Source organism: Agrobacterium sp. V1 (assembly GCF_030518355.1).
Lineage (GTDB): Bacteria > Pseudomonadota > Alphaproteobacteria > Rhizobiales > Rhizobiaceae > Agrobacterium > Agrobacterium cucumeris.
In genome coordinates, this window is sequence record NZ_JAULSF010000001.1 from 1091134 (window position 1) to 1114902 (window position 23769).

Below are 23769 nucleotides of genomic sequence, written 5' to 3' on the forward strand. Positions count from 1 at the left end.
CGTCGCCCTGATGACAAAGGCCCGGATGTTTCCGGGCCTTTGATGCAGGTTCAAGCCGAATGCCTTACTCGGAGATTTTGTGTCAGGCAGCGCTGACTACATCTTCGGCAGCAACACCTTGTCGATGACATGAATGACGCCATTGGATTGCTTGACGTCGGTGATGGTTACATGGGCAACCGTACCATTCTCGTCTGTCAATGTGATTTTGCCCATGCTTTCCTTGGCCTTGAGCACGCAGCCACCGACGGTCTTCACGTCATGCTCCCCCTTGTCGTCCTTGATCATCTTTTCGATGGCCGGTGACAGTGCATTGGCGGCGACGACGTGGCAGGTCAGTACCTTGACCAGCTTCGCCTTGTTCTCGGGCTTCAGAAGATCGTCGACCGCACCCTTCGGGAGGGCAGCGAAAGCTTCGTTGGTCGGCGCAAACACCGTGAACGGACCTTTTCCTTGCAGCGTTTCGACAAGCCCGGCTGCCTTCACCGCTGCGACAAGCGTTGTGTGGTCTTTCGAGTTCATCGCATTTTCAACGATATTCTTGTCCTCGAACATTGCGGCGCCGCCAACTTTGGGGTTCGCCGCGTAAGCGGAAACCATGCCGATGGAAAGAGCTGCGGCCAGCGTCAGGGCACGAACAGAAACGTTGTACATCGTTATTCCTCCTTGGTGACTTCCAAACCCCGAAAGGCAGTTCTTCCGGCGGCCGCTATCGGTCATCCGTAGCGATTAAAGAGACGAAAGCCGTTTCCCCGAAGTTTCGAGGCGAACCAGGAAAAATGATAAATAATTGATTTCAAGACTGATTATCTATGCGCCGACATAAAAAAAGCCCGGAGCGATCCGGGCTTTTGTCTTGAGTGAAACGAAGTTTACTCTGCCGCTTCGGCATAATCCTCCATCGGCGGGCATGTGCAGATGAGGTTACGGTCACCATAGACATTGTCGATGCGGTTGACCGGCGACCAGTATTTGTCGATGCGGAAGGCGCCGGGCGGGAAGCAGCCCTTTTCGCGGCTATAGGGACGGTCCCACTCGCCGACGAGGTCTTCCACCGTGTGCGGCGCGTTCTTTAGCGGATTGTTGAGCTTGTCCGCGCGGCCTTCCTCGATATCGCGGGCTTCCTCGCGGATCGCCAGCATGGCATCGCAGAAACGGTCGATTTCCGCCTTGGTCTCGGATTCCGTCGGCTCGATCATCAGCGTGCCGGCTACCGGCCAGCTCATGGTCGGAGCGTGGAAACCGCAATCGACGAGGCGCTTTGCCACATCGTCCACCGTCACACCGCAGCTGTCGGCGAGCGGGCGGGTGTCGATGATGCATTCATGCGCCACGCGACCGGTCTCGGACTTGTAGAGCACGTCGTAAGCGCCCTTCAGCCGTTCGGCGATGTAGTTGGCGTTGAGGATCGCCACCTTGGTCGCCTGCGTCAGCCCTTCACCGCCCATCATCAGGCAGTAGCTCCAGGAAATCGGCAGGATCGACGGCGAACCGAAAGGAGCTGCAGACACCGCACCCTCACGACCGTCCGTCGCCGGATGGCCAGGCAGGTAAGGAGCAAGATGCGCCTTGACGCCGATCGGCCCCATGCCCGGACCGCCGCCGCCATGCGGAATGCAGAAGGTCTTGTGCAGGTTGAGATGCGAAACATCAGAACCGATATCGCCGGGACGGGCAAGGCCAACCATGGCGTTCATGTTGGCACCGTCGAGATAGACCTGTCCACCATGCTTGTGGGTGATCTCGCAAATCTCGCGAACCGTCTCTTCGAACACGCCGTGAGTGGAGGGATAGGTGATCATGCAGCACGAGAGGTTTTCCGCATACTGCTCTGCTTTTGCACGGAAATCATCGACATCGATGTCACCGTTATCCCGCACCTTCACCGGCACTACCTTCATGCCGACCATCTGCGCCGAGGCAGGGTTTGTGCCATGCGCCGAGGTTGGAATGAGGCAGACATCGCGATGTGTGTCGCCATTGGCAAGGTGGTAGTTGCGGATGGTCAAAAGCCCGGCATACTCGCCCTGCGCACCGGAATTCGGCTGCATGGAGAAGGCATCGTAACCGGTGACCGAGCACAGCTTTTCCGAGAGATCATCGATCATCTCCTTGTAACCGAGCGCCTGATTGGCCGGTACGAAGGGATGGATGTCGGAAAATTCCGGCCAGGTGATCGGCAGCATTTCCGCCGTGGCGTTCAGTTTCATGGTGCAGGAACCGAGCGGGATCATCGAACGGTCGAGCGCCAGATCGCGGTCCGAAAGACGGCGGATGTAACGGGTCATCTCGCTTTCGGCACGGTTCATGTGGAAGATCGGATGCGTCATGTACTGGCTGGTGCGCAGCAATTCCTTCGGTAGACGATAGTCCGGCTCGAAATCCGAGATCGAGAAATTGCCTCCAAAAGCACGCCAGACGGCCTCGAGCGTTGCCGGGCGGGTACGCTCGTCAAGGCTCATGCCGATCTTGGTGGCGCCGACCTTGCGCAGATTGACACCTTCCGCCACGGCCGAGCGCAGGATAACGCCCTGCATGTGGCCGACTTCGACGGTGATCGTGTCGAAGAAGGTTTCCGGTTCGATGGTGTAGCCAAGCTTTTCCAGTCCTTTGGCCATCAGCACGGCCTTCTGGTGGGTCTGCTGGGCAATCGCCTTGATGCCCTGCGGGCCGTGGAAGACGCCATACATCGAAGCCATGACGGCAAGCAGCACCTGCGCGGTGCAGATGTTGGACGTCGCCTTTTCGCGGCGGATGTGCTGTTCGCGGGTCTGCAGCGACAGGCGGTAGGCGCGGTTGCCGCGCGCATCGACGGAAACGCCGACCAGACGGCCGGGCATGGAGCGCTTATGCGCGTCCTTGACCGCCATGTAGGCCGCATGCGGACCGCCATAACCGACCGGAACGCCGAAACGTTGCGAGGTGCCGATGGCGATGTCAGCGCCCATTTCGCCGGGAGATTTCAGAAGCGTCAGCGCCAGAAGATCGGCAGCGACGGCGGCAATCGCGCCTGTCTGGTGCAGACGGGAAATCAGGCCGGAGAAATCGCTGACATGACCGTGGGTGCCGGGATACTGGAAGATCGCGCCGAACACGTCTACCGGATCGAGATCGGTGAACGGGTTGCCGACAATCACCTTCCAGCCGAGCGGGGCCGCGCGGGTCTCGATCAGCGCGATGGTCTGCGGATGGCAATTGGCGTCCACGAAGAAGGCGGTTGCCTTGGACTTGGCAACGCGCTGGCACATGGCCATGGCTTCGGCAGCGGCAGTCGCTTCATCGAGCAGTGATGCATTGGCGACATCAAGGCCGGTGAGATCGCAGACCATGGTCTGGTAGTTCAGCAGCGCCTCAAGGCGGCCCTGGCTGATTTCCGGCTGGTAGGGCGTATAGGCCGTGTACCAAGCAGGGTTTTCCAGAATATTGCGCTGGATGACCGGCGGCGTGATGGTGCCATAATAGCCCTGGCCGATCAGCGAGGTCAGGACCTGGTTCTTGTTGGCCGTCTCGCGAAGACGATCCAGCGCCTCGCGTTCGGTCAGCGCCGCACCCCAGGTGAGCGGCACCTTCTGGCGGATGGAGGCGGGAACGGTGGCATCGATGAGCGCGTCGAGGCTCTTATAGCCGACGACCTTCAGCATCTCTGCCATTTCCGACGGCGACGGCCCGATGTGACGCCGGTTGGCGAAATCATAGGGCTGATAGTCGGTGAAATGGAATTCGGTGGGCGTCGTCATTACGCGATCAGCTCCTTGTAGGCTGCTTCGTCGAGCAGCGTATCGGCATCCGCCACGTTGGAAAGCTTCAGCTTGAAGAACCAGCCGGCACCCTGCGGATCGGAATTGACCAGCGAGGGATCGTCAACGATCGCCTGGTTGATTTCGACCACTTCGCCATCCAGCGGACAATAGACGTCGGAGGCGGCCTTGACGGATTCAACGGTTGCAGCGTCGCCATCCTTGGCAAAGGTTGCGCCCACTTCCGGCAGTTCGACGAAGACGAGATCGCCGAGCTGTTCAGCGGCGTGGCTGGTAATGCCAACGGTGGCGATATCGCCTTCGAACTTCAGCCATTCGTGTTCTGCGGTAAATTTCAGCATCGTGTTCTCTCCGGAGATGGGATGAAATTATCGTTTATAGGTGGGCTTGATGAAGGGCAGGGCAGCGACGGCAACGGGCAGGTATTTGCCGCGCACTTCGGCGAAGATCGCCGTACCGGGAGCCGCGTAGGGCACGGGCACATACCCCATGGCAACAGGGCCTTCGACCGAAGGGCCAAAACCGCCAGAGGTGACTTCGCCGATCTCCGTCTTGCCTTCGGCATCCGCGAAAAGCTTCGAATGGCCACGCACCGGCGCCTTGCCCTCGGGCTTCAGACCGACGCGGCGGCGCGAGGTGCCATCCTTGAGTTCGCCGAGAATGCGCTCAGCCCCCGGAAAACCGCCTTCGCGATCACCACCGGTGCGGCGCGCCTTCTGGATTGCCCATTCAAGCGAGGCTTCGATGGGTGACGTCGTGGTATCGATGTCGTTGCCATAAAGACAAAGGCCGGCTTCGAGACGCAGACTGTCGCGCGCGCCAAGCCCGATGGCTTCGCAATCGGGATGTTCGAGCAGGGCTTTGGCGATTTCCTCCGCCTTGCCGGCGGGTACGGAGATTTCAAAACCGTCCTCACCGGAATAGCCGGAACGGGAAACGATGCAGGGCACGTCATGCAGCGGCACTTCCTGCACGTCCATGAACTTCATTTCGGACACGCCAGCCCACAGTTCCGCCAGCACCTCTTCGGCGCGTGGTCCCTGCAGCGCGATCAGCGCGCGGTTGTCAAGAAGGGTGATATCGCAGGCGTCGGAAAGATGCGCCTTCATATGGGCGACATCCGCATCCTTGCAGGCCGCATTGACGACGACGAAAAGATGGTCGCCGCGATTGGTGATCATCAGGTCATCGAGGATGTGGCCGTTGTCATCGGTGAAGAAGCCATAACGCTGACGGCCTTCCTTGAGGCCAAGAATATCGACCGGCACAAGCGTCTCAAGCGCGCGTGCGGCATCGGCATTGTCGCCGGACTTAGCCTTCACAATCACCTGTCCCATATGGGAGACGTCGAACAGACCGGCGGAGGTGCGCGTCTGAAGATGTTCCTTCAGCACACCGGCCGGATATTGCACCGGCATGTCGTAACCGGCAAACGGCACCATGCGGGCGCCGAGCGAAGCATGCAGGGAATGGAGCGGCGTGGTTTTAAGCTCGACGGTATCGTCCAAGGACGCCTCCAGGGTTGCGCGAAATATCGCGCGGGCTCAGGTCATGGCGCAGACGCGCCGGTTCAAGAGCCCCCTCTGTCCTTGTCGCCTGAGATTGTTATCCCTTCGGCGAGCCGTCCTTTAGATCAAGGTGGCTTCTCTCCAGAGTTCCGTCGTCACCGCTGGTCCTTTTGCCTGAGAGTTTCCGGGGCGGTTGCTCCTTCGGCACCGCAGTGAAGCGGCTTCTCCCAACGATGATGCGACGCTCATTATCTTCGAAGCCCCGCTGTTGGCAAGGACCAAATGACGCATCTGAACAGATTCTTGCTCCATCTGCGCCATCGGCAGCGCAAGATGCGTTCAACAGTCGGAATGTCAGGCAATATTAGTCAGATTTTTTCTCCGGCAAGCCCTTGCGTTTCGTCGAGGCGAAATCCTCAAGTTCCTTTTCTGTCATGGACTTCTCCATGCTTTTTGAAGCACCTTGTAAACTGGATTTCTTGATGTCGCCGCGTTTGGCGGCCAGTGCTGCACCCGCCGCTTTCTGCTGGGCTTTTGATTTGGCTGGCATGTCTGCCTCCTTTGAAACGATGGTTTCAGCAGGGAAATGCCGCCTTGCGACGATTGTTCCCTTGCGAGACGTCAAGCATGCGGCAAAATTCCCCTTTGAAATCGGCAGGAAAGCGGGATATCGCATGAGGTCATGGATGCAAATCGAAACCGACGACTGACAGGGATGGAGAGAATGCTTCGCATTTTCTGCGCGGCCTTGATGTTGTCGCTCGGTTTTGCCCACAAGCCCGTGCTGGCCGCAGCGCCGACGGTGTCTCTGGACGAGAGCTACCGGCTGCCGGACGGCACCTTTGCGGAAATCTGCCTTGGCCACGGCGATGGCGTCAATGTTTCCCATGGCAAGGACGATCCGGCCCATTCCGGCGATGCCATGCTGTTTTGCGAGGCCTGCCTGCTGGCCTCATCCATTCTTCTGCCGATACCCGATACCGAAGGCTGGCTGAAGACCGAATTCTCCTGGCTCGACAATCGCCTGAGCGCAAATTGGAGCTTCCGCTCTGTCCTGACGATTGAGAAACCCGCAGCGCGTGGGCCTCCATCCCCGTCCGCCTGATTTTTCGTTTTACGGAATCATCGCCGCCTGCTGGCGGCACGGAGCGACTGCCACGGCCCTTAAGGGATGCAGTCGAAGGGACAAGAGACATGAAGACCACCAAAATCATCACCTGCACATTGTTCGTCGCCTCGGTTTCGACAGCGCAGGCTTTCGCCCACGCCACTTTTGTTGACGGCTCGGCCGAACAGGAAAGCACCGTCGTCGCCGCGCTGCAGGTGCCGCATGGCTGCGACGGCGGACTTGCCACGACAGAAGTGCAGATCAAGCTGCCGGAAGGCTTCATTTCCGCCAAGCCGCAGCCCAAGGCCGGCTGGGAACTGGAAGTCATCAAGGGTGACTACCAGAAGGCCTACAAGAACCACGGCAAGGAAATCAAAAGCGGCCCGGTCGAAATCCGCTGGAAGGGTGGCAATCTGCCGGATGAATTTTACGACACCTTCGCGGTACAGGGCAAAATCTCCGGCATTGAAGCCGGACAGGACCTGCCCTTCAAGGTAACGCAGCTTTGTGGCGACAAGGGAAAGGTTTCCTGGGATGAGGTGGCGGCAGCCGGTGTCGATCCGCACTCGCTGAAAAGCCCCGCCCCAACCATTCGCGTTGCCGCAAAGGCGGCCCATGCTGCCGGCGGCCATGATCATGGCGCCATGGATATGGATGTCGTGAAGGCCGGCAGCCTTGAGGTTTCCGGCGGTGCGACCAAGGCCATGCTGCCGGGCCAGCCAGTGGGCGGCGGCTACGTGACGATCAAGAACGCCGGCACCAGCGACGACAAGCTGATCGGCGTCGAATCCTCCACTTCCGGTCGTGCCGAAATCCACGAGATGGCTATGGTCAACGACGTCATGAAGATGCGCAAGCTGGATGACGGCATCGTCATTCCCGCCGGCCAGACGGTGGAACTGAAACCCGGCGGCCTGCACATGATGTTCTTCGACGTGAAGAAGCCCTTTGCCGAAGGCGACAAAGTGCCGGTAACGTTGATCTTCGAAAAGGCCGGCAAGGTCGAGATCGTACTCTCCGCCGCCAGCGCGGCCAAGGGCAACGGTGGCGACCACCAGCACAATTGATCAATAAAGAGCGGCTACCGGAACGCGTGACAGGTCCGGTAGCCGCAAGCTTTTTTATTATTGTATCTCGTTTCTAGCGCCGTGGCGGAAAAGGCGTGATGGCCATCGCCTCCGTGATTTTTCCGGCATTCGGTTGTAAATATTTAGAAAATCATCCTGACGCCAGCCTGAATGCCGAAGGCCTGCCGATCGCGTACCTTTATTCAGACATAAAATTAAAATATTCAGATATCAGTCTGATTTATATTGTTATTTTCAGATCGAGTTTTGGCGTTGTTTTCCTCATAGGCTTCCACGGCCTGTTCGAGCGTCGCCTGCGGTTCGTGGCGCTGGCTGGCGGCGGTCAGAAAATAGAGGGTGAGCGCCGGCGGCTTGATGGCCGTCATCAGGGCTCGCAGCTGAAAGTCGTCGCCATGTTCGGCCTTGCGCGCCAGTTCGTGAATGGCCTCTTCGACCTCGCTCTTGCGCGGCACGCGCTGCGACGGCTTGACGGCTTCCAGCGCATAGGCTGCCGTATTCGCAGAAACGGAAAGAACCTGTGTCATTCAACCTCCGGCCATCTTCGCGACCCTTGAAAATTGGAGAATACCATCCGCGTCTTGTTGGAAGGCTAAATCGCGGGGCTGCAATTTAATCGTATTTTAGTGGACGCAAGCGGCGGGCAGAGGACTTTCGCCCGCGATTATGATGGTCTAAAACTGCGTCGGACTGCCCGGTCCGGCCATTTCCTCCGGAGACATAATCCCCATGGTGAATATCGCTCTTGTCGCCGCCGGCGGCGCAATCGGTTCCGTTTTTCGTTATCTGGTCGGCGTCTGGAGCGTTCGGCTGGCGGGGGTGAATTTTCCCTGGGGAACGCTGGCGGTCAATGTGGTCGGATCGTTCCTGATCGGTCTTCTGGTCGAACTGGTGGCGCGGCGATTGAATGCCTCGATGGAAATGCGCCTGTTTCTCGTCACCGGCGTGCTTGGCGGCTTCACGACATTTTCGTCCTTCTCGCTTGATGCGGTAACACTTTTCGAACGCGGCGCGCTCGGCCTTTCGGCCGTTTACATCCTTGCAAGCCTTGTGGTTTCCATCGCTGCGGTTTTTGCCGGGCTGGCCTTGGGCCGCAGTTTGTTCTAAAGGCTTGATCCAAACGGCGCGTCGACGAACAGAGCGCGCGATCAAGACAGAAAGACTGGAAATTTCATGGCAGGTATCGAGCATATCAAGGTCGAGGCCGACGAGGCCGGTATGCGCCTGGATCGCTGGTTCAAGATTCATTATCCGGGCCTTGGTTTCGGCCAATTGCAGAAGCTGCTGCGTTCCGGCCAGGTGCGCGTGGATGGCGGCCGGGTGAAGACGGATGCGCGGGTGCAGCCGGGGCAGATGGTGCGTGTGCCGCCTGTTGATTCCGACCTGAAGGTCAAAACCGGCCCGATTGGCTCCAGGGACCTCAAACATTCGGAAGACGCCGAACTTCTGGCGCGCATGCTGCTGCATGAAGACGACAAGGTTTTCGTTTTCAACAAGCCGGCCGGCATTGCCGTGCAGGGCGGCTCCGGCGTCAACCGTCATATTGACGGGCTTCTGGAAGCATGGACGAGCCCGAAGGGTGAAAAGCCGCGCCTGGTGCACCGTCTGGACCGCGATACGTCAGGCGTGCTGGTGGTTGCCCGCACAAGAGGTGCGGCGCAGAAGCTGACGGCCGCCTTCCGTGAGCGCGATACCAAGAAAACTTACTGGGCGCTGGTCAAGGGCGTGCCGCGCAAACATCAGGACAAGATTTCCACCTGGCTGGTTAAAGAGCAGACGATGGATGGCGACCGCATGCGCATCGCCAAACACGGCGAGGAGGGGGCCGATCACGCCATTTCCTATTATCGTGTCATTGATACCGCCGCGCAGAACCTCGCCTGGCTGGAAATGGAACCCTATACCGGCCGTACCCACCAGCTTCGCGTTCATGCGCTGCATATGGGACATCCGATCATCGGCGATCCCAAATATTACATCGACGATCCGAACTGGGATTTCCCGGGCGGTATCCAGAAGCGCCTGCACCTGCATGCGCGCCATATCGACATACCGCACCCTAATGGCGGCCGGCTTCGGGTCAGCGCGCCTTTGCCGCCGCATATGGTGCAGACTTGGAACCTGCTCGGCCTCGACGTGGCCGATGGCGATAGGGAAGATTGATATCAGATGAAACTGGTTCTTTTCGATTGCGACGGCACGCTGGTGGACAGCGCCGGCCTTATCCATGCCGTGATGGCCGACACGTTTGCCGATTTCGGAAAGCCGCGTCCGGATATCTCGCAGACCAAGGCGATCATCGGCCTGACGCTCGATATCGCCATAGCCCGCATGCTCGGCAAGACGCACGTGGATGACGAGGCGCTTGCGATGACGGCGCGTTATCGTGAAATCTATCACCCGATCCGGGAGCGCCCGGGCATGATCGAACCGCTTTTCGACGGCATCGCGCCTTTGATTGACACGCTTTCGAAACGGGATGACGTGCTGATCGGCGCCGTCACCGGCAAGGGTCGGCGCGGGCTGACCCATATTCTCGAAACCCACGGTTTTACGGATCACTTCATCGTTTCGCGCACGGCGGATGATTGCCCCTCCAAGCCGCATCCGGCCATGGTGATGGAATGCTGCCATGAAACCGGCATGGTTCCGGCCGACACTGTCGTCATCGGCGATGCGATCTATGACATGCAGATGGCCAAGGCCGCCGGCGCGAAAGCCATCGGTGTTGCCTGGGGTTATGCCTCGGTCGACGATCTCTGGAAGGCCGGCGCCGATGCAGTCGTCAGCCACCCGCGTGAAATCCCGGCCTATGTTCCGGCCGATATTTGAATAATCTTCTACCTGACTGATGAGGACGTGCCATGCGTGATCTCCTGAACGACCTTTCGGAGGGCCTGAGCCACCCCGACCCGATCCTGCGTGCGCAAATCCAGATGCAAAAGCCTTTGCCGAAGCGGTTCTACAAGGACGTGACCGTCGCTGATGTGGAGGAGGGCGGATTTACCATCCATCTTGATGGCAAGCCGCTGCGCACACCCGCCAAGAAGCCGCTGATCGTGCCGACGAAGGCGCTCGCAGGCCTGCTTCGCGACGAATGGGATGCGCAGAAGGAAGTGGTGAACCCGGTGGTCATGCCGGTGTCTCGGCACGTGAACACCGCCATCGATGGCATCGCCAGCGATACCCAGGCGGTTTTCGAAGACATCCTGCGTTTCTCGTCCTCCGATCTCCTGTGTTATCGCGCCGGCGATCCCGAAGCGCTGGTTCAACGTCAGACTGACCATTGGGATCCGGTGCTCGACTGGGCCGCCAATGTGCTTGGCGCCCGCTTTATTCTCGTCGAAGGTGTCATGCACCGTGACCAGCCGCGCGAAGCCATCGCTGCCTTCGCGGTGACGCTGCGGAAATACGATGCGCCGATCGCACTTGCTGCTCTTCACACCATGACGTCATTGACCGGCTCCGCCATTCTGGCCCTTGCACTGGCGGAAGGCGAGCTGACTCTTGAGGAGACCTGGGCGCTCGCCCATCTCGACGAGGACTGGACCGCCGAACAATGGGGTGAGGATGAGGAGGCGCTGGAACGCCGCGCCGTCAGGCTCATCGATATGCGCGCGGCACTCCATGTTCTGGAGTTGCTGAAGAGCGTCTCTTAACGGTTTTCTAACCCTGATGATCGAATATGCGGTTACCTCACGTTAGGGGAGCCGCTGATCATGAACACCACGCTGAAACGCCTTGGCATTGTTTTGCTGGCGTGTTTCACGCTCATGTCTTTCAGGCTGGAACCGGAAGCGACCAATGCCGACCGGTTGCTTTACGATGTGCGCGGCGCATTCGTGGCCGCACGCCCGGATGTCGCACCGGCGCTGATGCAATCCATCCATGCTCAGGTACAGAGTGCTATCAGGACGACGGCGCGTGGCGAGACCAGACCACGCGTTGTGCTGACCATCCGTCTCACATCCGTCACGCGCGCGCCGTTCCTGTTCGGGGAGCGGGCCTCGGCCAAGGTGATCGTCCGTGCCGCGGCCGTGGCAACCGGCGAGGTGATCGCCGAGGCCAAATTCACCGCCACCGTCGTCAGCTTCGACAATCAGTCCATCGAGCAGGAACTTGCCTATGGCGTCGCTGAACGAGTGATCCGCGAATTCCGGCTGAACCGCTCCGGCCCGACGACACTGGCAACGGCGCTTTTTCCATAAACAGGACGCGAGGCGGGCATACGAAAGCCGTTGGTCCCTTTGCTGTGGATCCACTGCTTCAAAAAATGAGCCTCAGCGTTCTGAGTTTCACATACGTTGCGTATCTTAATTGACATACGCTGCGTACGTCACTATCTCGCATACGTAACGTATGTGAAGTGACGTTCGAAGCTTTGAAAACAGTGCTTCGACGTCCATTGCCACTCAACCAAAAAGAGAGATGCAAATGACCGAACGCGAAGCGATTTTCCCTGCCAACAGGCACGCGCTTTACGAGGAACATGGTTATTCCGCAGCCATTCGCTCCGGTGACCTTCTGTTCGTTTCCGGGCAGGTTGGCAGCCGTGCCGACGGAACGCCTGAACCGGACTTTGAACAGCAGGTCCGGCTCGCCTTCGAGAACCTGAAAGCCACGCTTGAGGCGGCAGGCTGCACCTTTGACGACATAGTCGACGTGACGACGTTCCACACGGATCCGGAAAACCAGTTTGGAACCATCATGAAGGTCAAACAGGAGATTTTCAGCAAATCGCCTTACCCGAACTGGACTGCCGTCGGTGTCAACTGGCTCGCCGGTTTCGATTTCGAGATCAAGGTCATAGCCCGAATCCCATGATGTCGGGCCGGGCCTGAAATGGCGGCGCTCTCAGGGCGCCGCCAGCCCTGTCTTCGTTCTTATTTCAGCCGCTCGGCGTGCCACTTCAGGTGGTCATCCATGAAGGTGGAGATGAAATAATAGGAATGGTCGTAGCGATCGTGCATGCGCAATGTCAGGCCGATATCCGTGCCCTTGATCGCCTCTTCGAACAACCATGGGCGCAGGCCTTTCTCAAGGAAGCTATCGGCCTTGCCCTGGTCGATCAGGAACTCGGGAAAGCGGGCGCCATCTTCAACCAGTGAGCAGGCGTCATATTGACGCCAGGCGGCCCGATCCGCACCGAGATATTTTTCCAGCGCCGGTTCGGACCAGTCGGCGGAGGAGGGCGCCACGATCGGTGCAAAGGCGGAGCAGCTCTTGAAACGCTCGGGGTTCTTGAGCGCAATGGTCATCGCACCATGGCCGCCCATCGAATGGCCGAAAATGCCCTGACGGCTCATATCCGCGCGGAAATGCTGACCGATGAGGGCAGGCAGCTCTTCCGTCACGTAGCTGTACATATGGTAGTGCTCAGACCACGGTGCCTCGGTGGCATCGAGGTAAAAGCCGGCACCCTTGCCCATCTGCCAGTTGGTCAGCTCATCCGGTACGTCATTGCCGCGCGGGCTGGTATCGGGGCAGACGATGATCAGGCCCAGTTCGGAAGCCATGCGGCGATATTCGCCCTTTTCCATGACATTGGCATGGGTGCAGGTGAGGCCGGAGAGATACCAGACAACCGGGCAGCGCTCATGGACCGCTTTCGGCGGCACATAGACCGCAAAGGTCATCTCGGACTTCAGGGTTTCGGATGTGTGCGAAAATACGCCCTGCATGCCGTCAAAAGCCGTATTTTGTGAAATGATGTTCATGAAGCCATTCCTTTGAGAAAAGTTTTCCGGTTCAGCCCGCAAGCGAGACAGCGGCATTCACCGCCGCCGCCACCAGAACGGTGTTGAAAAAGAAAGAAACGATGGAGTGAAGCAGCGTGACCTTGCGCATGGCGGTCGTTGTCACCCCCACATCAGATGTCTGCGCCGTCATGCCGATCACCACGGCAAAATAGAGGAAGTCGTAACCGCAGGGTTCCTTCGTCGCCGGAAAATCCATGCCGCCGCGATGCTGGCGCTTGCCATCCACCGTGGCCGGCCGCCAGTATAAATGCGCATAGTGCAGGGCCGTCATGGTGTGGATCGTCAGCCAGCCGAAAATCACCGAGGCGAAGGCGATGAGCAGGGTCCACACTGTTTCGCCCGTATGATTGAGCGCCTGAAACAACGAGACAACGGCAACCGCCACCGCAAGCAGCGTGACGGCGATGATGGCGATTGCCGGCAGATCGTCGCTATCGGCATGGGCCTTCAGATGCTGCGCCGTCAATCCCGGCAGCCGAAAGGCAACCAGCGTCAGATAGGTCAGGAAAAACAGAACGGCTGCGATTTCTATGGCAAGCGATGGCGCCAAGGCCAATGCCAGACCAAGACCAAGAGCACCGGCGAAAAAAGCGAAGACGAAAGGCTGATGTCGGCGAAAGGCATTGCTGCCGGTCGTCGCGGAGCTTTTTGGTTTGGCCGTGGTCATGAGCGGCACCTTTCTGTTTGCAGCATCATTTTTTGACACGGCGGCAGAAGCGGTCAAGCGTCTCCAGAAAGGCGGAGCGGTCGCGCGGCGAAAAAGCTGCGTTATATCCCTTGCTCTCACCGGTTTCGCGCAGATGCGCGCCAAGATCACGCATTGCCGTGGCCATGCCGATATTGGCCTGGTCAAAAACACGGCCCGTCGGTCCCGTCACCAGCGCGCCCTTGGCAACACAGCGCCCGGCCAGCGGCACATCGGCAGTGATGACGATATCGTTTTCGTCAGCATGTTCGGCAATCCAGTCGTCAGCCGCATCGAAACCGGCCGACACGATGACATTCTTCACCATCGGATCCCGCGAGGGGCGCAGGCCGGAATTGGCGACGAAGGTCACCTCCAACCCATGCCGCTCGGCCACCTTGAGGATCTCCGGTTTCACCGGGCAGGCATCGGCATCGACATAGATTTGTGGGTTTTTCGACATGGGCACTCTTCGCAGATAATTCTTGCGATGCTTTTACGGGCAAATGCAGCGATTACCAAGACCGTCGTCGCCGAAATGCTGGCTTGACAAGGCACGGGAATGGGCTTGCGACAACGCCGAGACTTCCGTATGTTCTCTTTATGTTCTGTTGTTTGGAGATGTCGGATGCTGGAAGAATTCATCGTTCAGGCCAAGTCTGCCACCTATGTCGGCGGCGGCGATAAATCCGCGATTTCCACCCGAAAGGGATCGCATGATCTCACCTATCGGCAAGGCGACTGGCACTATATCGACAGCTACTTCGGCGGAACCGATTTCATCGGGCAGGAGGTGGTCTGGCATCAGGGTGTCGCGCTATGGGCGATGAATTATTATGGTCGCATCCTGAGGCCGGATATGATCGACGCCGGGATGGCGGGCAGGGTCATCCAGCACTCCCTCTCAAGGCTTTATAAGGAAGGGCGGTTTCTCGGTGGTTTCACCCATCAGCTTGAGGAGCTGATTTATGTGGACGCCAATGAAGGCGAATTCCGATCTTTTACCGGGGTGGAGAGGATTTATCGCGAAGATATCGAGGTTTATCGGCTCGACTATCATGGTGGAACGATAAAGCCCTAGGGTTGGCAGAGGTCGCCGCTGCGAGGGGCTGAAAAAGAGAGGCGATGAAGGTTCATCGCCTCCATTGAGATTTCAAATCAGCCGGGCTGCTTCGTCTTGCGAAGATAGGGAAGAACCGTGTCGTAGGAGCCGAAACGGGCAATCGCATCTTCGTTGGAGACGGCGGCGGTAATAATGACATCCTCGCCCTGTTTCCAGTTGGCGGGCGTTGCCACCTGGTGCTTGGACGTCAGCTGGATGGAATCGATGGCGCGAAGAATTTCCTCGAAGTTGCGGCCGGTGGTCATCGGGTAGGTGAGGACCAGCTTGATCTTCTTGTCGGGGCCGATGACGAAAACGGAACGCACGGTGGCGTTGTCAGCCGGGGTGCGGCCTTCGGAGCTGTCGCCAGCACCGGCCGGCAGCATGTCGTAGAGCTTGGCGACCTTCAGGTCCTTGTCGCCGATCAGCGGATAATCGACATTGAAACCTGTCGCGGTGCGGATGTCGTTTTTCCATTTTTCATGGCTTTCGACCGGATCGACCGAAATGCCGATGATCTTGACGCCGCGTTTTTCAAATTCCGGCTGCAGGCCGCCCATCGCGCCGAGTTCCGTGGTGCAAACCGGCGTGAAATTCTTCGGATGCGAAAACAGCACCGCCCAGCCGTCGCCGATCCAGTCGTGAAAGCTTACCGGCCCATGGGTGGTCTCGGCGGTGAAATCAGGTGCTATGTCGTTGATACGCAGGCTCATCTGATAGTTTCTCCCTAATGATTTGAACTGAAATTCTGATGATTTTCGGCAATCCGTATCCGGCGCCGAAGCTTAGTGTGTCTGCGCGAAATGGCCAGCCTTTTCATCGCGCCGCGGTAACGTTGCCGAGCAGCAGAAGTTTGCAAAATTCCCGCAAAAGCTTGATGACGCTCCATGGCGGCTATGGCCAGTCCGACAATTTCTGACACGCGTGATACGGACAGGAGAATCTGCTGAATTTGCGGCAAGCTTATGCGACCTTTGGCCACGCCGCCAAAAGCGCCGTGGGGCGCGACTAGGGGAACGGGCAGGGAGGTGCCATCGGTTGTTTTTCCACACTGATATAGGTCAGGAGAGCCGAATGCAGATGACGTTTCATCCCCTAAGGCGGCGGCAGGAGAGCGAAAATCATTGGCGAGACCGGTTGAATGTCGCAGGTGCCGCCATTATTCCAGAGTGGATCGGGGGCCATTCATGACAACATCTTCTGCGCCGGTTTCAGCGGCCGTTCGGGCGCGCATACCGCCCACAGTCTGGGTCCTTGGTTTCGTCAGCCTGCTCATGGATATCTCCTCGGAGATGGTACAGACGCTGTTGCCCTATTATCTCGTATCGGGCCTTGGCGCTTCTGCCGTCACCGTCGGTTTCATCGAAGGCCTGTCGGTTGCCATCGCGACCACCACCAAGCTGTTTTCCGGGATTATCGCGGACTGGACGCGACGACGGAAGATGCTTGCGGTGATCGGATATGGTCTTGGGGCGATCTCCAAACTCGCTTTTCCCTTCGCCACCTCGCTAGGCTGGATTGTCGCCGCCAAGGCGGTGGATCGCGTCGGCAAGGGCATTCGCGGAACACCGCGTGACGCGCTGATTGCCGATGTGACGCCCACCGAAATCCGGGGAGCGGCATTCGGGCTCAGAAAGTCGCTTGATACGGTCGGCGGTTTCATCGGGCCGCTGGCGGCGATCGCGCTGATGTTTGCACTGAGCGAAAATGTTCTCGCCATTTTCTGGATCGCGGTCATTCCCGCATTCCTTGCCGTTTTCATCCTCATGATCGGCGTGAAAGAGCCGGATGCGCCGGCGAAAACGAAATCGGACAAGCCGTTCCGGATCGCCGATTTTGCAAAGCTCAATCCTGCGGTCTGGGTGGTGATCCTTGGGGCGTCGCTTTTGACCTTTGCTCGGTTTAGCGAGGCGTTCCTGTTGCTGAAATCGGAGGAGGCGGGGTTCAGGCCGGCCTGGATACCCATCACCATGGTCATCATGCATGCCGTTTACGGCCTGACGGCGTATCCAGCTGGCCGGCTTTCAGACCGCATCGGCCAGTCGGGCATTCTCGCTTCAAGCGTGGTGGTGCTGGCAGCCTCCTATCTCGTGCTTGCTTATGCCAACTCCATTCCGCTGTTCCTGATCGGCATTCTTCTCTGGGGCCTGCATATGGGCCTGTCGCAGGGTTTGCTCGCCACCCTCATCGCAGAAACGGCGCCGTCAAATCTCAAGGGCACCGCCTTCGGTGTCTTTAACCTGATGATGGGTGTGGCGGTGCTCCTCGGCAATGTCATCGCCGGATTGGTGTGGGATATCCACGGATCGTTCGGCACCTTCATCCTGGGCGCAGCGCTGTCTTGCGCGGCATTGCCGGTGTTGATCTGGATATCCCGCCGGGGAAGCGCCTTAGCCCGATAAGGCGCGAAAAGATTGTTTTCACTATTTGAAACGCCTATTCTGGCGCGGCATCACCACGCCGTCTCCAAACCCGATGTGATGGAGAATACCGATGACGATCACGATTACCGCCTTTGAACGCTCACCCGATGGCGGCAAGGGTCTCGCCCGTGACATGCGTGTTCGTTGGGCACTGGAAGAAGTGGGCCAGCCATATGATGTGCGCCTTCTCTCCTTCAAGGCGATGAAGGAACCGGAACATCTCATGCTTCAGCCCTTCGGACAGATTCCGACCTATGAAGAAGGCGGCCTCGTCCTGTTCGAATCCGGCGCCATCATCTTTCATATAGCCGAGAGCCATGCCGGCTTGCTGCCAGAAGAAGCGGGAGCCCGGGCGCGGGCGATAAGCTGGATGTTCGCGGCCCTCAGCACCATGGAGCCGCCAATCGTCGAGCACTTTGTCACCGGCTTTCTCGAAAGGGACAAAAGCTGGCATGATGAACGCCTTCGAATGGTGGATGAACGCATTCGCAGGCGGCTCGGTGAATTGTCCCGCCGCCTGGGCGCCGCCGACTGGCTCGATGGCGCGTTCAGCGCCGGCGATCTGCTGATGGTGTCGGTCCTGCAAAGGATCATAAGTTCAGGCATTCTTGACGAATATCCGAACCTTTCAGCTTATGTGGCCAGAGGTGAAGCGCGTCCCGCCTATAAGCGGGCTTTCGCCGATCAGCTGGCGGTTTTCAAAGCGGCGCAGAATGCTTGACCGTCTCACTCCGATACATTGACGCGATATGCCATTCCAAGCGACCGGGGCGCGGTCTCCTTGAAGCCGAATTTTTCATATAATTTATTAGCCGGCACATCGGCGATCAGGCTGACATAGGCTGATGCGGGAAACTCGCTCTTCACATGCTCCATCAGCGTATTCATGATCGCCTTGCCCAGCCCGCGGCCCTGATGCTCGGGCTTGACGGCGATGTCCACCACCTGAAAAAAGCAGCCGCCGTCACCGATAATCCTGCCCATGCCGATGGCGGAATCCTCGTGCAGAACCAGCACGGAAAAAACGGTGCCCCGCAAGCCTTTCTCTGCCGCCTCCCGCGAGAACGGGCTAAGCCCTGCCACGGCGCGCAGATGCAGATACTCCTCGACGGAAGGGCTTCTTGCCACGACTGAATAGGCGGGGTGGTTCATCGACATCTCCTCATCGTCGCGCCACGACAGTGTCGCCTGGCGCCCGAGAGTGGTTCTACATCCATATGTGTCGATTCTGAACCGGACTTATCCAGGGTATCCGGGCGACTACCATCCTGCCGGGCGAGACCGATACGCCAATCATGAACAATCGCGCGCGTCCACCCCTGAAGGAAGAGCGCACTCGCTCCTCAATGAGGATCTTTCGTGTAAACGAATGTCGGTACACACCAGTTGAAGCGTATTGCAAGGAGCCGGAGCATCAAGCCGAGGGCCATTGCGACGAGCGAGGATACCGCGTGGGAGACACCTAGAAGGGGCACGAGCAAGTAGATCAGGCCCGTAAACACTGAGACGGTTGCATAGAGTTCCGAACGAAATAGGAGCGGTACTTCGTTGCACAGGATATCCCGAAGTACGCCGCCCAGACATCCGGTCAGCACGCCAGCCGCCACCACGACAACCAGCGGCAGGTTGAGGCCTGACGCAATCTGGCAGCCGATGACGGTGAAGACGACCAGTCCTATCGCGTCGAGAAAAAGGAACATCTTGCGCAGGTGATACATATATCGGGCGATGGGTATCGTCGCCAGAGCCGATAATCCCGTCACGAGGAGATAGCTGGGATTTTCGACCCACGACAGCGGATAGTGGTTCAGAAAAACATCGCGCACGGTTCCACCGCCGAGGGCGGTAATACATCCAAGCAGAAATACGCCGATCCAATCCATTTCGCGACGGCCGGCGGCGAGGGCGGCTGTCATGGCTTCTGCGACAATCGCAACGAAATAGAGGATATGGATAATGTCGCTCGTCGGGGGAAAGATCATCGAATAACCTGAAAATTCAGTATCTGCGAATGACATGGGTTCATTGTCTATTCAGTAGTTCATCAAAGGAGATGCCTGCGGGTTCCCGAATGACGGGCGAACCCCGAGAAGCGGTGCGGCGCGCTCGATGATATCGCGCACCATCGGCGCGGCATTGAAGGCCGCCAGGCGCCCGCCGCGCTCACCGGAAAGCGGGGCGTCAATGATCGACAGCACCAAATAACGGGGGCGGTGCATGGGGAATGCCGCGAGGAATGTATTGAAGTTCAGGTTCTTCGCGTATTTGCCATTGATAACCTTTTCCGCTGTTCCGGTTTTCCCGCCTACATCAAAACCGGCCACCTGGGCGTTTCGGCCCGAACCTTGGGTGCCGTTGTACCAGAACAGCTCGCGGACCTTTGCGCTGGTCGAGGCCTGCAGGACACGCCTGCCGGTGATTTGGTGACGCCTCCCACTGTCGGCAATGAAAGTCGGCTGCCGGAACATGCCGCCGTTGACAAGGGCCGCCGCAGCCGCAGCCGTCTGTAGCGGCGTCGTGGCCAGACCGTGACCGAAGGAAATCGTTGCGGAATTGATCTTTTTCCAGTTCCTTGGCGCCGTGGGCGAAGCTATTTCCGGCAACTCCGTCTGCATCTTTGACAACAGGCCCAGTCTGAAGAGAAACTGCTGGTGATTTTCCAGGCCAACGAGATCAGCGACCTTTGCCGTGCCGATATTTGATGAGTAGCGAAAGACTTCCCGGATTGTCAGCGGCCTTCCTCGGCCGTGGAAATCCCGGATGATGAAACCACCCATTTTCAGGGGGCGGGAGGCATCCACGACCGAGTTCAGAGTGACGACGCCCGCATCAATCCCCATGGCAAGGGTAAACGCCTTGAAGGTCGAGCCCATTTCAACCGCTGAATTGCTCATGCGGTTGAACCATCCCTTTTCGTAGTCCCTGTCGATCGTGCCGTCGGCAAGGCGGCGCGAAGGTTCATTCGGGTCATAGTCGGGGACGGATGCCATCGCGAGAACCTCGCCTGTGTCGACATCGATTATGACGGCACCTGCAGCTTCCGCCTGATAGTTCCTCACGGCATCGCCAACGACGTTATGCACGATGCTCTGAACGCGCAAATCGATGGACAGCCGGACCGGTTCAAGCTGGGTGGGATCTGTAAGGCCGACGCCACGCAGGTCTGCCAGACCTTGCCTGTCGAGATAGCGCTCAATGCCCGCCAGCCCCTGATTGTCGATATTGACATGCCCGACAATGTGGGACGCCACCGGGCCGCCTGGATAAAAACGCCGCTTTTCCGGTCTGAATCCGATGCCCGGAATGCCAAGGCGCATGATCTCAGCCTCCTGGCGGGGCGTAAGCTGTCTCCTGATCCACTGAAAACCGGAGTCAGACGTTAGTTTTCTGTGCAGATCAGCCCAGTCCAGATCGGGAACAACAGAGGCGAGCTTTTCGATGGCCTCATTTGCATCAACAACGCGACGAGGCTCCGCATAAAGCGAGATGAGATTGATATCCGTTGCGATAAGCTGGCCGTTGCGGTCCAGAATGTCGGGGCGGGAGGCGACTATACTGGGTGATCGTGGAATGCTCGCCGTCGCTTCGCTCTCGGAAAAATAGCCATATTGCAAAAGGCGGACTGCGATCGCGGCATAACCGATCGCGAATGCCACGATGAGCAGTCCCACCCGCTGACGATTTCGAGTGGAAGACTTTACGCTGCGTTTTTTTGCAGGAAGAACAAGGTATCCAATGGTACCTTTCCTGTAACGAGCAATCAAAGACATGAAAATACTCCACGCTCACGCATCGGGAATAGGGTGGGAAGGCGGGCAGGTCCAACCGGTCACTGCACGCGTGCAGGACAGGCCCTGTCACGCGGCATTTTACACCGCGCCAAATCCCGGAAAATTCGGCAATGGCGCAGGCTTGATCTGCGCATAATCAGGAACGCCACAAGGGCTTGAGGCTTTCACTTATGAAGTCCATGGCAACACGTATGCGTGGCGTGTCGCGCACGTCTTCGTGGATCACCAGCCATACGTCGATCCTGACGCCTGGATCGAGTGGATCGAATCTCACAAGACCATGTTCGGCGGCGAGGTAGGCGGGCAGCAGTGCCACTCCACACCCGCCGGCGGCGGCGGCGGCCTGTATGCGCAGATCGTTGCTGCACATGAAAACTTCGTCGGCCGAAAGCCTGTCATCAAGCCATCGATAGTGATCCGACTCCCGCATGGTATCGTCGTAACTGATGTAAAGAGGGGGGCCATTTCTCGTTGGGTAGGCAGGGTCGGCATAGAGGAAATAGGACAATTGTCCAAGCCGGCGCGCAACCAGTGTGGCTTCGCTCGGCCGCTTGAGGCTGATGGCAATATCCGCTTCTCCCTTGGAGAGGGACATGGCCTCCGTGGTGCCGACAAGACGGAGCCTTACGTCAGGATGCTGAGATTGCAGCGTGGAGATTTGCGGTGCAATGAAGCTGTAGAGCAACGATGGCGGGGCGGACACCACGATATCACCTTCGATACCGTTCTGGCCGGAACCGGCGCAACGGCTCAGAGCAAATGCAGACCTGCTCATTTCCTCGGCGAAGTTCGCGACGTCGCGGCCCATATCGGTCAGTACATATGATCGTGGCCTGCGATCCACGAGCTTCACCGAAAGCGAAGTTTCCAGCGATGTGATGCGCCGACTGACAGTCGTATGATCGACGCGTAGCGCCTTGGCGGTTGCCGTGATGGAGCCGTGGTGAGCGAAGGCGGAGAAAAATCGCAAATCTTCCCAATCGACCATTTTAAATTTCCTGAATTAGGTAGTGTTCGTACAAGAACCGCTTAGCGGTCTCACCGCGAGAAGGCGGGTCGCGAGGTGCTTGCACCACACCTGTCGAGCGCCGTTGCCCGGTGAAACCGCGTGGAGCTGTTCAAATTTTGAAGGGGACCGGGGTGAAATGCCTCAGCTGAAGCCGGCTGACACGAGCGACGGCGCGCCGGAATACGCCACGCCTGTCAAGGCTGTGTAGGGCAAATGCCATTGCCGTCATCGACACTGAAAATGGTCTTGAAAACGCGTCAACGCAATCGACTGTCGGTAGGGAAGGGTGACTTCCAGCCATAGGTGCTCCTTGCCCCTTTTCTGGGCTTTTGGCACCCCCTCTGTCATTGGCCTGAGAGATTCGCTCACCTTGTTTGGGCGAACTTACACCATCGGCGCGAGCATCAGCTCGCTTTTCAGAGTTTGTATGATCTTGCAGCGGTCCTTTTGCCTGAGAGTTTCCGGGGTGGTTGCTCCGTCGGCGCCGATGTCGGGAGATATCGGTCTCTCCCGCTGCTCGATATGTGTTGCCCCATGCCTCTGTCGCGAGGTTTGGAGCGCTGTGATCTGGCGTTTCCAAGACCGAAAGGCCCTAGATCCGCTAAACCGAACGACGCGAGATATGGTGCCATTTATGGCGTAAATTTGACCCGCAGCGCTTATTCCTAGTCATTGCGCGCTCAGATTGACGCTATCAGATGACCAAAAGCGGCGTTTTTCCCTTCACTCGGTCATAAAGATCGATCGCATCATGCATCAGCATCCTGACGCAACCCGAGGAAGAATTCTTACCTATGGTTCTCCAGCTCGGTGATCCATGAATACGATAGAGCGTATCCTTGCCGTTCTGGAAAATGTACATGGCGCGCGCACCGAGAGGATTCCGGGGGCCGGGGGCCATTCCGCCTGCTTCAACACCGTATGGCTTGAGTTCAGGATTACGGGCGATCATATCGTCCGGCGCCTTCCACCTTGGCCATTTCTGCTTCCATTGAACGACAGCGCGCCCTTTCCATGATCGGCCCTGAGTTCCAAGCCCTACGCCGTAACGTATGGCTCGGCCACGGGGGAGAACCCAGTAAAGGAACCTCTCATTTGTATCTACGACAATTGAATAGGCGGGCTCTGCGGTGATGTATTCAACCTCCTGTCGGAGATATTGTGGGTCGATGGCGCGGTAATTGACAGCTGGAACGTCAAATCCACCATCCGTCAGCGCAGCATAAATCTCGTCGTAAGCGAAACCGGTACCCGCAGGCTTTGGCCCGTTATCCTTCGATGTTTTCGCGGCTGTCGTCGTATGTTCGGGCAGGGTAGCCGCGGCGACTTCGAGTTTCGTCTTGGGAACCTGCTCGCAACCTGCAGCCAGAAATGAACTGATGGCCAGGGTGAGCAGTGATCTGCGAGACAAGTGAGAATTGATTTTCTGTTCCAAGGCTGTTCTGCTGTCGAATTCTAGGGGCTGTGCCGGGATCGGGGCGGACAACCGGCGAAGCGCCAAAGGCCCGGATGTCTGCGGCGCGACAGAAACCATTAAATCT

The 23769-nt window shown here is 58.2% G+C and carries 26 protein-coding genes, 1 pseudogene and 2 riboswitches; of the genes and pseudogenes, 12 read left to right on the top strand and 15 right to left on the bottom strand.

Annotation, left to right across the window (positions count from 1 at the left end; all coding sequences use genetic code 11):
- Positions 1 to 96 precede the first annotated feature (96 nt).
- From QSV77_RS05345 to QSV77_RS05365, 5 genes are all read right to left on the bottom strand, one after another.
- A complete protein-coding gene (locus QSV77_RS05345) occupies positions 97 to 654 on the bottom strand; it encodes a fasciclin domain-containing protein (RefSeq protein WP_302732744.1) in 558 nt (185 codons plus the stop codon).
- A gap of 218 nt (positions 655 to 872) precedes the next feature.
- Positions 873 to 3737 (bottom strand): aminomethyl-transferring glycine dehydrogenase, encoded by a 2865-nt coding sequence (gene gcvP, locus QSV77_RS05350; RefSeq protein ID WP_302732745.1) that lies wholly within the window; start codon positions 3735 to 3737, stop codon positions 873 to 875.
- The gene (gcvH, locus tag QSV77_RS05355; protein WP_006315335.1) at positions 3737 to 4099 is read right to left on the bottom strand and encodes a glycine cleavage system protein GcvH; all 363 of its coding nucleotides are present in this window, start codon (positions 4097 to 4099) and stop codon (positions 3737 to 3739) included. Before gcvH ends, gcvP begins: the two co-directional genes overlap by 1 nt.
- A gap of 27 nt (positions 4100 to 4126) precedes the next feature.
- Positions 4127 to 5266 carry a glycine cleavage system aminomethyltransferase GcvT gene (gene gcvT, locus QSV77_RS05360; RefSeq protein ID WP_302732746.1) on the bottom strand — a complete coding sequence of 380 codons (1140 nt, stop codon included), beginning with the start codon at positions 5264 to 5266 and terminating at the stop codon, positions 4127 to 4129.
- A 152-nt stretch (positions 5267 to 5418) separates the two neighbouring features.
- Positions 5419 to 5506, bottom strand: a riboswitch (glycine riboswitch).
- 124 nt (positions 5507 to 5630) lie between these two features.
- Positions 5631 to 5816 (bottom strand): DUF3008 family protein, encoded by a 186-nt coding sequence (locus QSV77_RS05365; RefSeq protein ID WP_142839725.1) that lies wholly within the window; start codon positions 5814 to 5816, stop codon positions 5631 to 5633.
- A 174-nt stretch (positions 5817 to 5990) separates the two neighbouring features.
- Between QSV77_RS05365 and QSV77_RS05370 the strand changes: the two genes are divergently transcribed.
- Both QSV77_RS05370 and QSV77_RS05375 read left to right on the top strand, forming a co-directional pair.
- Entirely contained in the window at positions 5991 to 6371 is a 381-nt protein-coding gene (locus tag QSV77_RS05370) for a hypothetical protein (protein WP_302732747.1), read from the top strand.
- A gap of 89 nt (positions 6372 to 6460) precedes the next feature.
- Positions 6461 to 7441: a copper chaperone PCu(A)C gene (locus QSV77_RS05375; RefSeq protein ID WP_142839727.1), complete on the top strand. Its 981-nt coding sequence runs from the start codon at positions 6461 to 6463 to the stop codon at positions 7439 to 7441.
- A gap of 224 nt (positions 7442 to 7665) precedes the next feature.
- On the opposite strand, the gene QSV77_RS05380 is transcribed toward QSV77_RS05375, so the two are convergent.
- A complete protein-coding gene (locus QSV77_RS05380; protein WP_302732748.1) occupies positions 7666 to 7986 on the bottom strand; it encodes a hypothetical protein in 321 nt (106 codons plus the stop codon).
- Positions 7987 to 8188: 202 nt separating this feature from the next.
- On the opposite strand from QSV77_RS05380, the gene crcB reads away from it, so the two are divergent.
- The 6 genes from crcB to QSV77_RS05410 all read left to right on the top strand — a co-directional run bounded on the left by crcB (position 8189) and on the right by QSV77_RS05410 (position 12283).
- Complete coding sequence (gene crcB, locus QSV77_RS05385; protein ID WP_302732750.1) at positions 8189 to 8566, top strand: fluoride efflux transporter CrcB; 378 nt, start codon at positions 8189 to 8191, stop codon at positions 8564 to 8566.
- Between the two features lie 66 nt (positions 8567 to 8632).
- Entirely contained in the window at positions 8633 to 9622 is a 990-nt protein-coding gene (locus QSV77_RS05390) for an RluA family pseudouridine synthase (RefSeq protein ID WP_142839730.1), read from the top strand.
- 6 nt (positions 9623 to 9628) lie between these two features.
- The gene (locus QSV77_RS05395; RefSeq protein WP_142839731.1) at positions 9629 to 10291 is read left to right on the top strand and encodes an HAD family hydrolase; all 663 of its coding nucleotides are present in this window, start codon (positions 9629 to 9631) and stop codon (positions 10289 to 10291) included.
- Between the two features lie 32 nt (positions 10292 to 10323).
- Positions 10324 to 11118, top strand: coding sequence for an ATP12 family chaperone protein (locus QSV77_RS05400; protein WP_302732751.1), 795 nt, complete (start codon positions 10324 to 10326; stop codon positions 11116 to 11118).
- Between the two features lie 60 nt (positions 11119 to 11178).
- Positions 11179 to 11667 carry a hypothetical protein gene (locus QSV77_RS05405; protein WP_142839733.1) on the top strand — a complete coding sequence of 163 codons (489 nt, stop codon included), beginning with the start codon at positions 11179 to 11181 and terminating at the stop codon, positions 11665 to 11667.
- Between the two features lie 226 nt (positions 11668 to 11893).
- A complete protein-coding gene (locus tag QSV77_RS05410) occupies positions 11894 to 12283 on the top strand; it encodes a RidA family protein (protein WP_269699555.1) in 390 nt (129 codons plus the stop codon).
- Between the two features lie 59 nt (positions 12284 to 12342).
- On the opposite strand, the gene fghA is transcribed toward QSV77_RS05410, so the two are convergent.
- From fghA to QSV77_RS05425, 3 genes are read right to left on the bottom strand one after another with little or no spacing between them, the layout of a single operon-like run.
- A complete protein-coding gene (gene fghA / locus QSV77_RS05415; protein ID WP_302732752.1) occupies positions 12343 to 13176 on the bottom strand; it encodes an S-formylglutathione hydrolase in 834 nt (277 codons plus the stop codon).
- Between the two features lie 31 nt (positions 13177 to 13207).
- Positions 13208 to 13885, bottom strand: coding sequence for a DUF1345 domain-containing protein (locus tag QSV77_RS05420; RefSeq protein WP_302732753.1), 678 nt, complete (start codon positions 13883 to 13885; stop codon positions 13208 to 13210).
- A 25-nt stretch (positions 13886 to 13910) separates the two neighbouring features.
- Positions 13911 to 14366, bottom strand: coding sequence for a YaiI/YqxD family protein (locus QSV77_RS05425; protein ID WP_302732754.1), 456 nt, complete (start codon positions 14364 to 14366; stop codon positions 13911 to 13913).
- A 165-nt stretch (positions 14367 to 14531) separates the two neighbouring features.
- On the opposite strand from QSV77_RS05425, the gene QSV77_RS05430 reads away from it, so the two are divergent.
- Positions 14532 to 14984 (top strand): DUF5680 domain-containing protein, encoded by a 453-nt coding sequence (locus QSV77_RS05430; protein ID WP_142839738.1) that lies wholly within the window; start codon positions 14532 to 14534, stop codon positions 14982 to 14984.
- A gap of 77 nt (positions 14985 to 15061) precedes the next feature.
- Here QSV77_RS05430 and QSV77_RS05435 read toward each other — a convergent pair whose 3' ends face one another.
- Positions 15062 to 15718, bottom strand: coding sequence for a peroxiredoxin (locus QSV77_RS05435; RefSeq protein WP_035217366.1), 657 nt, complete (start codon positions 15716 to 15718; stop codon positions 15062 to 15064).
- Between the two features lie 474 nt (positions 15719 to 16192).
- Here QSV77_RS05435 and QSV77_RS05440 point away from each other — a divergent pair, with 474 nt between their 5' ends.
- Together QSV77_RS05440 and QSV77_RS05445 are read left to right on the top strand one after the other, a co-directional pair.
- Positions 16193 to 17407, top strand: coding sequence for an MFS transporter (locus tag QSV77_RS05440; RefSeq protein WP_302732755.1), 1215 nt, complete (start codon positions 16193 to 16195; stop codon positions 17405 to 17407).
- 91 nt (positions 17408 to 17498) lie between these two features.
- Positions 17499 to 18149 carry a glutathione S-transferase family protein gene (locus QSV77_RS05445; RefSeq protein WP_271361183.1) on the top strand — a complete coding sequence of 217 codons (651 nt, stop codon included), beginning with the start codon at positions 17499 to 17501 and terminating at the stop codon, positions 18147 to 18149.
- A 5-nt stretch (positions 18150 to 18154) separates the two neighbouring features.
- Here the strand turns inward: QSV77_RS05445 and QSV77_RS05450 are convergent, their stop codons facing one another.
- Positions 18155 to 18580, bottom strand: coding sequence for a GNAT family N-acetyltransferase (locus tag QSV77_RS05450; RefSeq protein ID WP_302732756.1), 426 nt, complete (start codon positions 18578 to 18580; stop codon positions 18155 to 18157).
- 92 nt (positions 18581 to 18672) lie between these two features.
- Here QSV77_RS05450 and QSV77_RS05455 point away from each other — a divergent pair.
- A pseudogene (locus tag QSV77_RS05455) lies at positions 18673 to 18762 on the top strand (3-oxoacyl-ACP reductase); the annotation flags it as partial.
- A 9-nt stretch (positions 18763 to 18771) separates the two neighbouring features.
- Here QSV77_RS05455 and QSV77_RS05460 read toward each other — a convergent pair.
- The 4 genes from QSV77_RS05460 to QSV77_RS05475 all read right to left on the bottom strand — a co-directional run bounded on the left by QSV77_RS05460 (position 18772) and on the right by QSV77_RS05475 (position 23663).
- Positions 18772 to 19446, bottom strand: coding sequence for a trimeric intracellular cation channel family protein (locus QSV77_RS05460; RefSeq protein WP_302732757.1), 675 nt, complete (start codon positions 19444 to 19446; stop codon positions 18772 to 18774).
- A 15-nt stretch (positions 19447 to 19461) separates the two neighbouring features.
- On the bottom strand, positions 19462 to 21099 hold the full coding sequence (locus tag QSV77_RS05465; RefSeq protein WP_302732759.1) for a penicillin-binding protein 2: 1638 nt from the start codon (positions 21097 to 21099) through the stop codon (positions 19462 to 19464).
- 256 nt (positions 21100 to 21355) lie between these two features.
- The gene (locus QSV77_RS05470) at positions 21356 to 22207 is read right to left on the bottom strand and encodes a LysR family transcriptional regulator (RefSeq protein ID WP_302732761.1); all 852 of its coding nucleotides are present in this window, start codon (positions 22205 to 22207) and stop codon (positions 21356 to 21358) included.
- 450 nt (positions 22208 to 22657) lie between these two features.
- Positions 22658 to 22751, bottom strand: a riboswitch (glycine riboswitch).
- Between the two features lie 171 nt (positions 22752 to 22922).
- Positions 22923 to 23663 carry a L,D-transpeptidase gene (locus QSV77_RS05475; RefSeq protein ID WP_302732762.1) on the bottom strand — a complete coding sequence of 247 codons (741 nt, stop codon included), beginning with the start codon at positions 23661 to 23663 and terminating at the stop codon, positions 22923 to 22925.
- Positions 23664 to 23769: the final 106 nt, after the last annotated feature.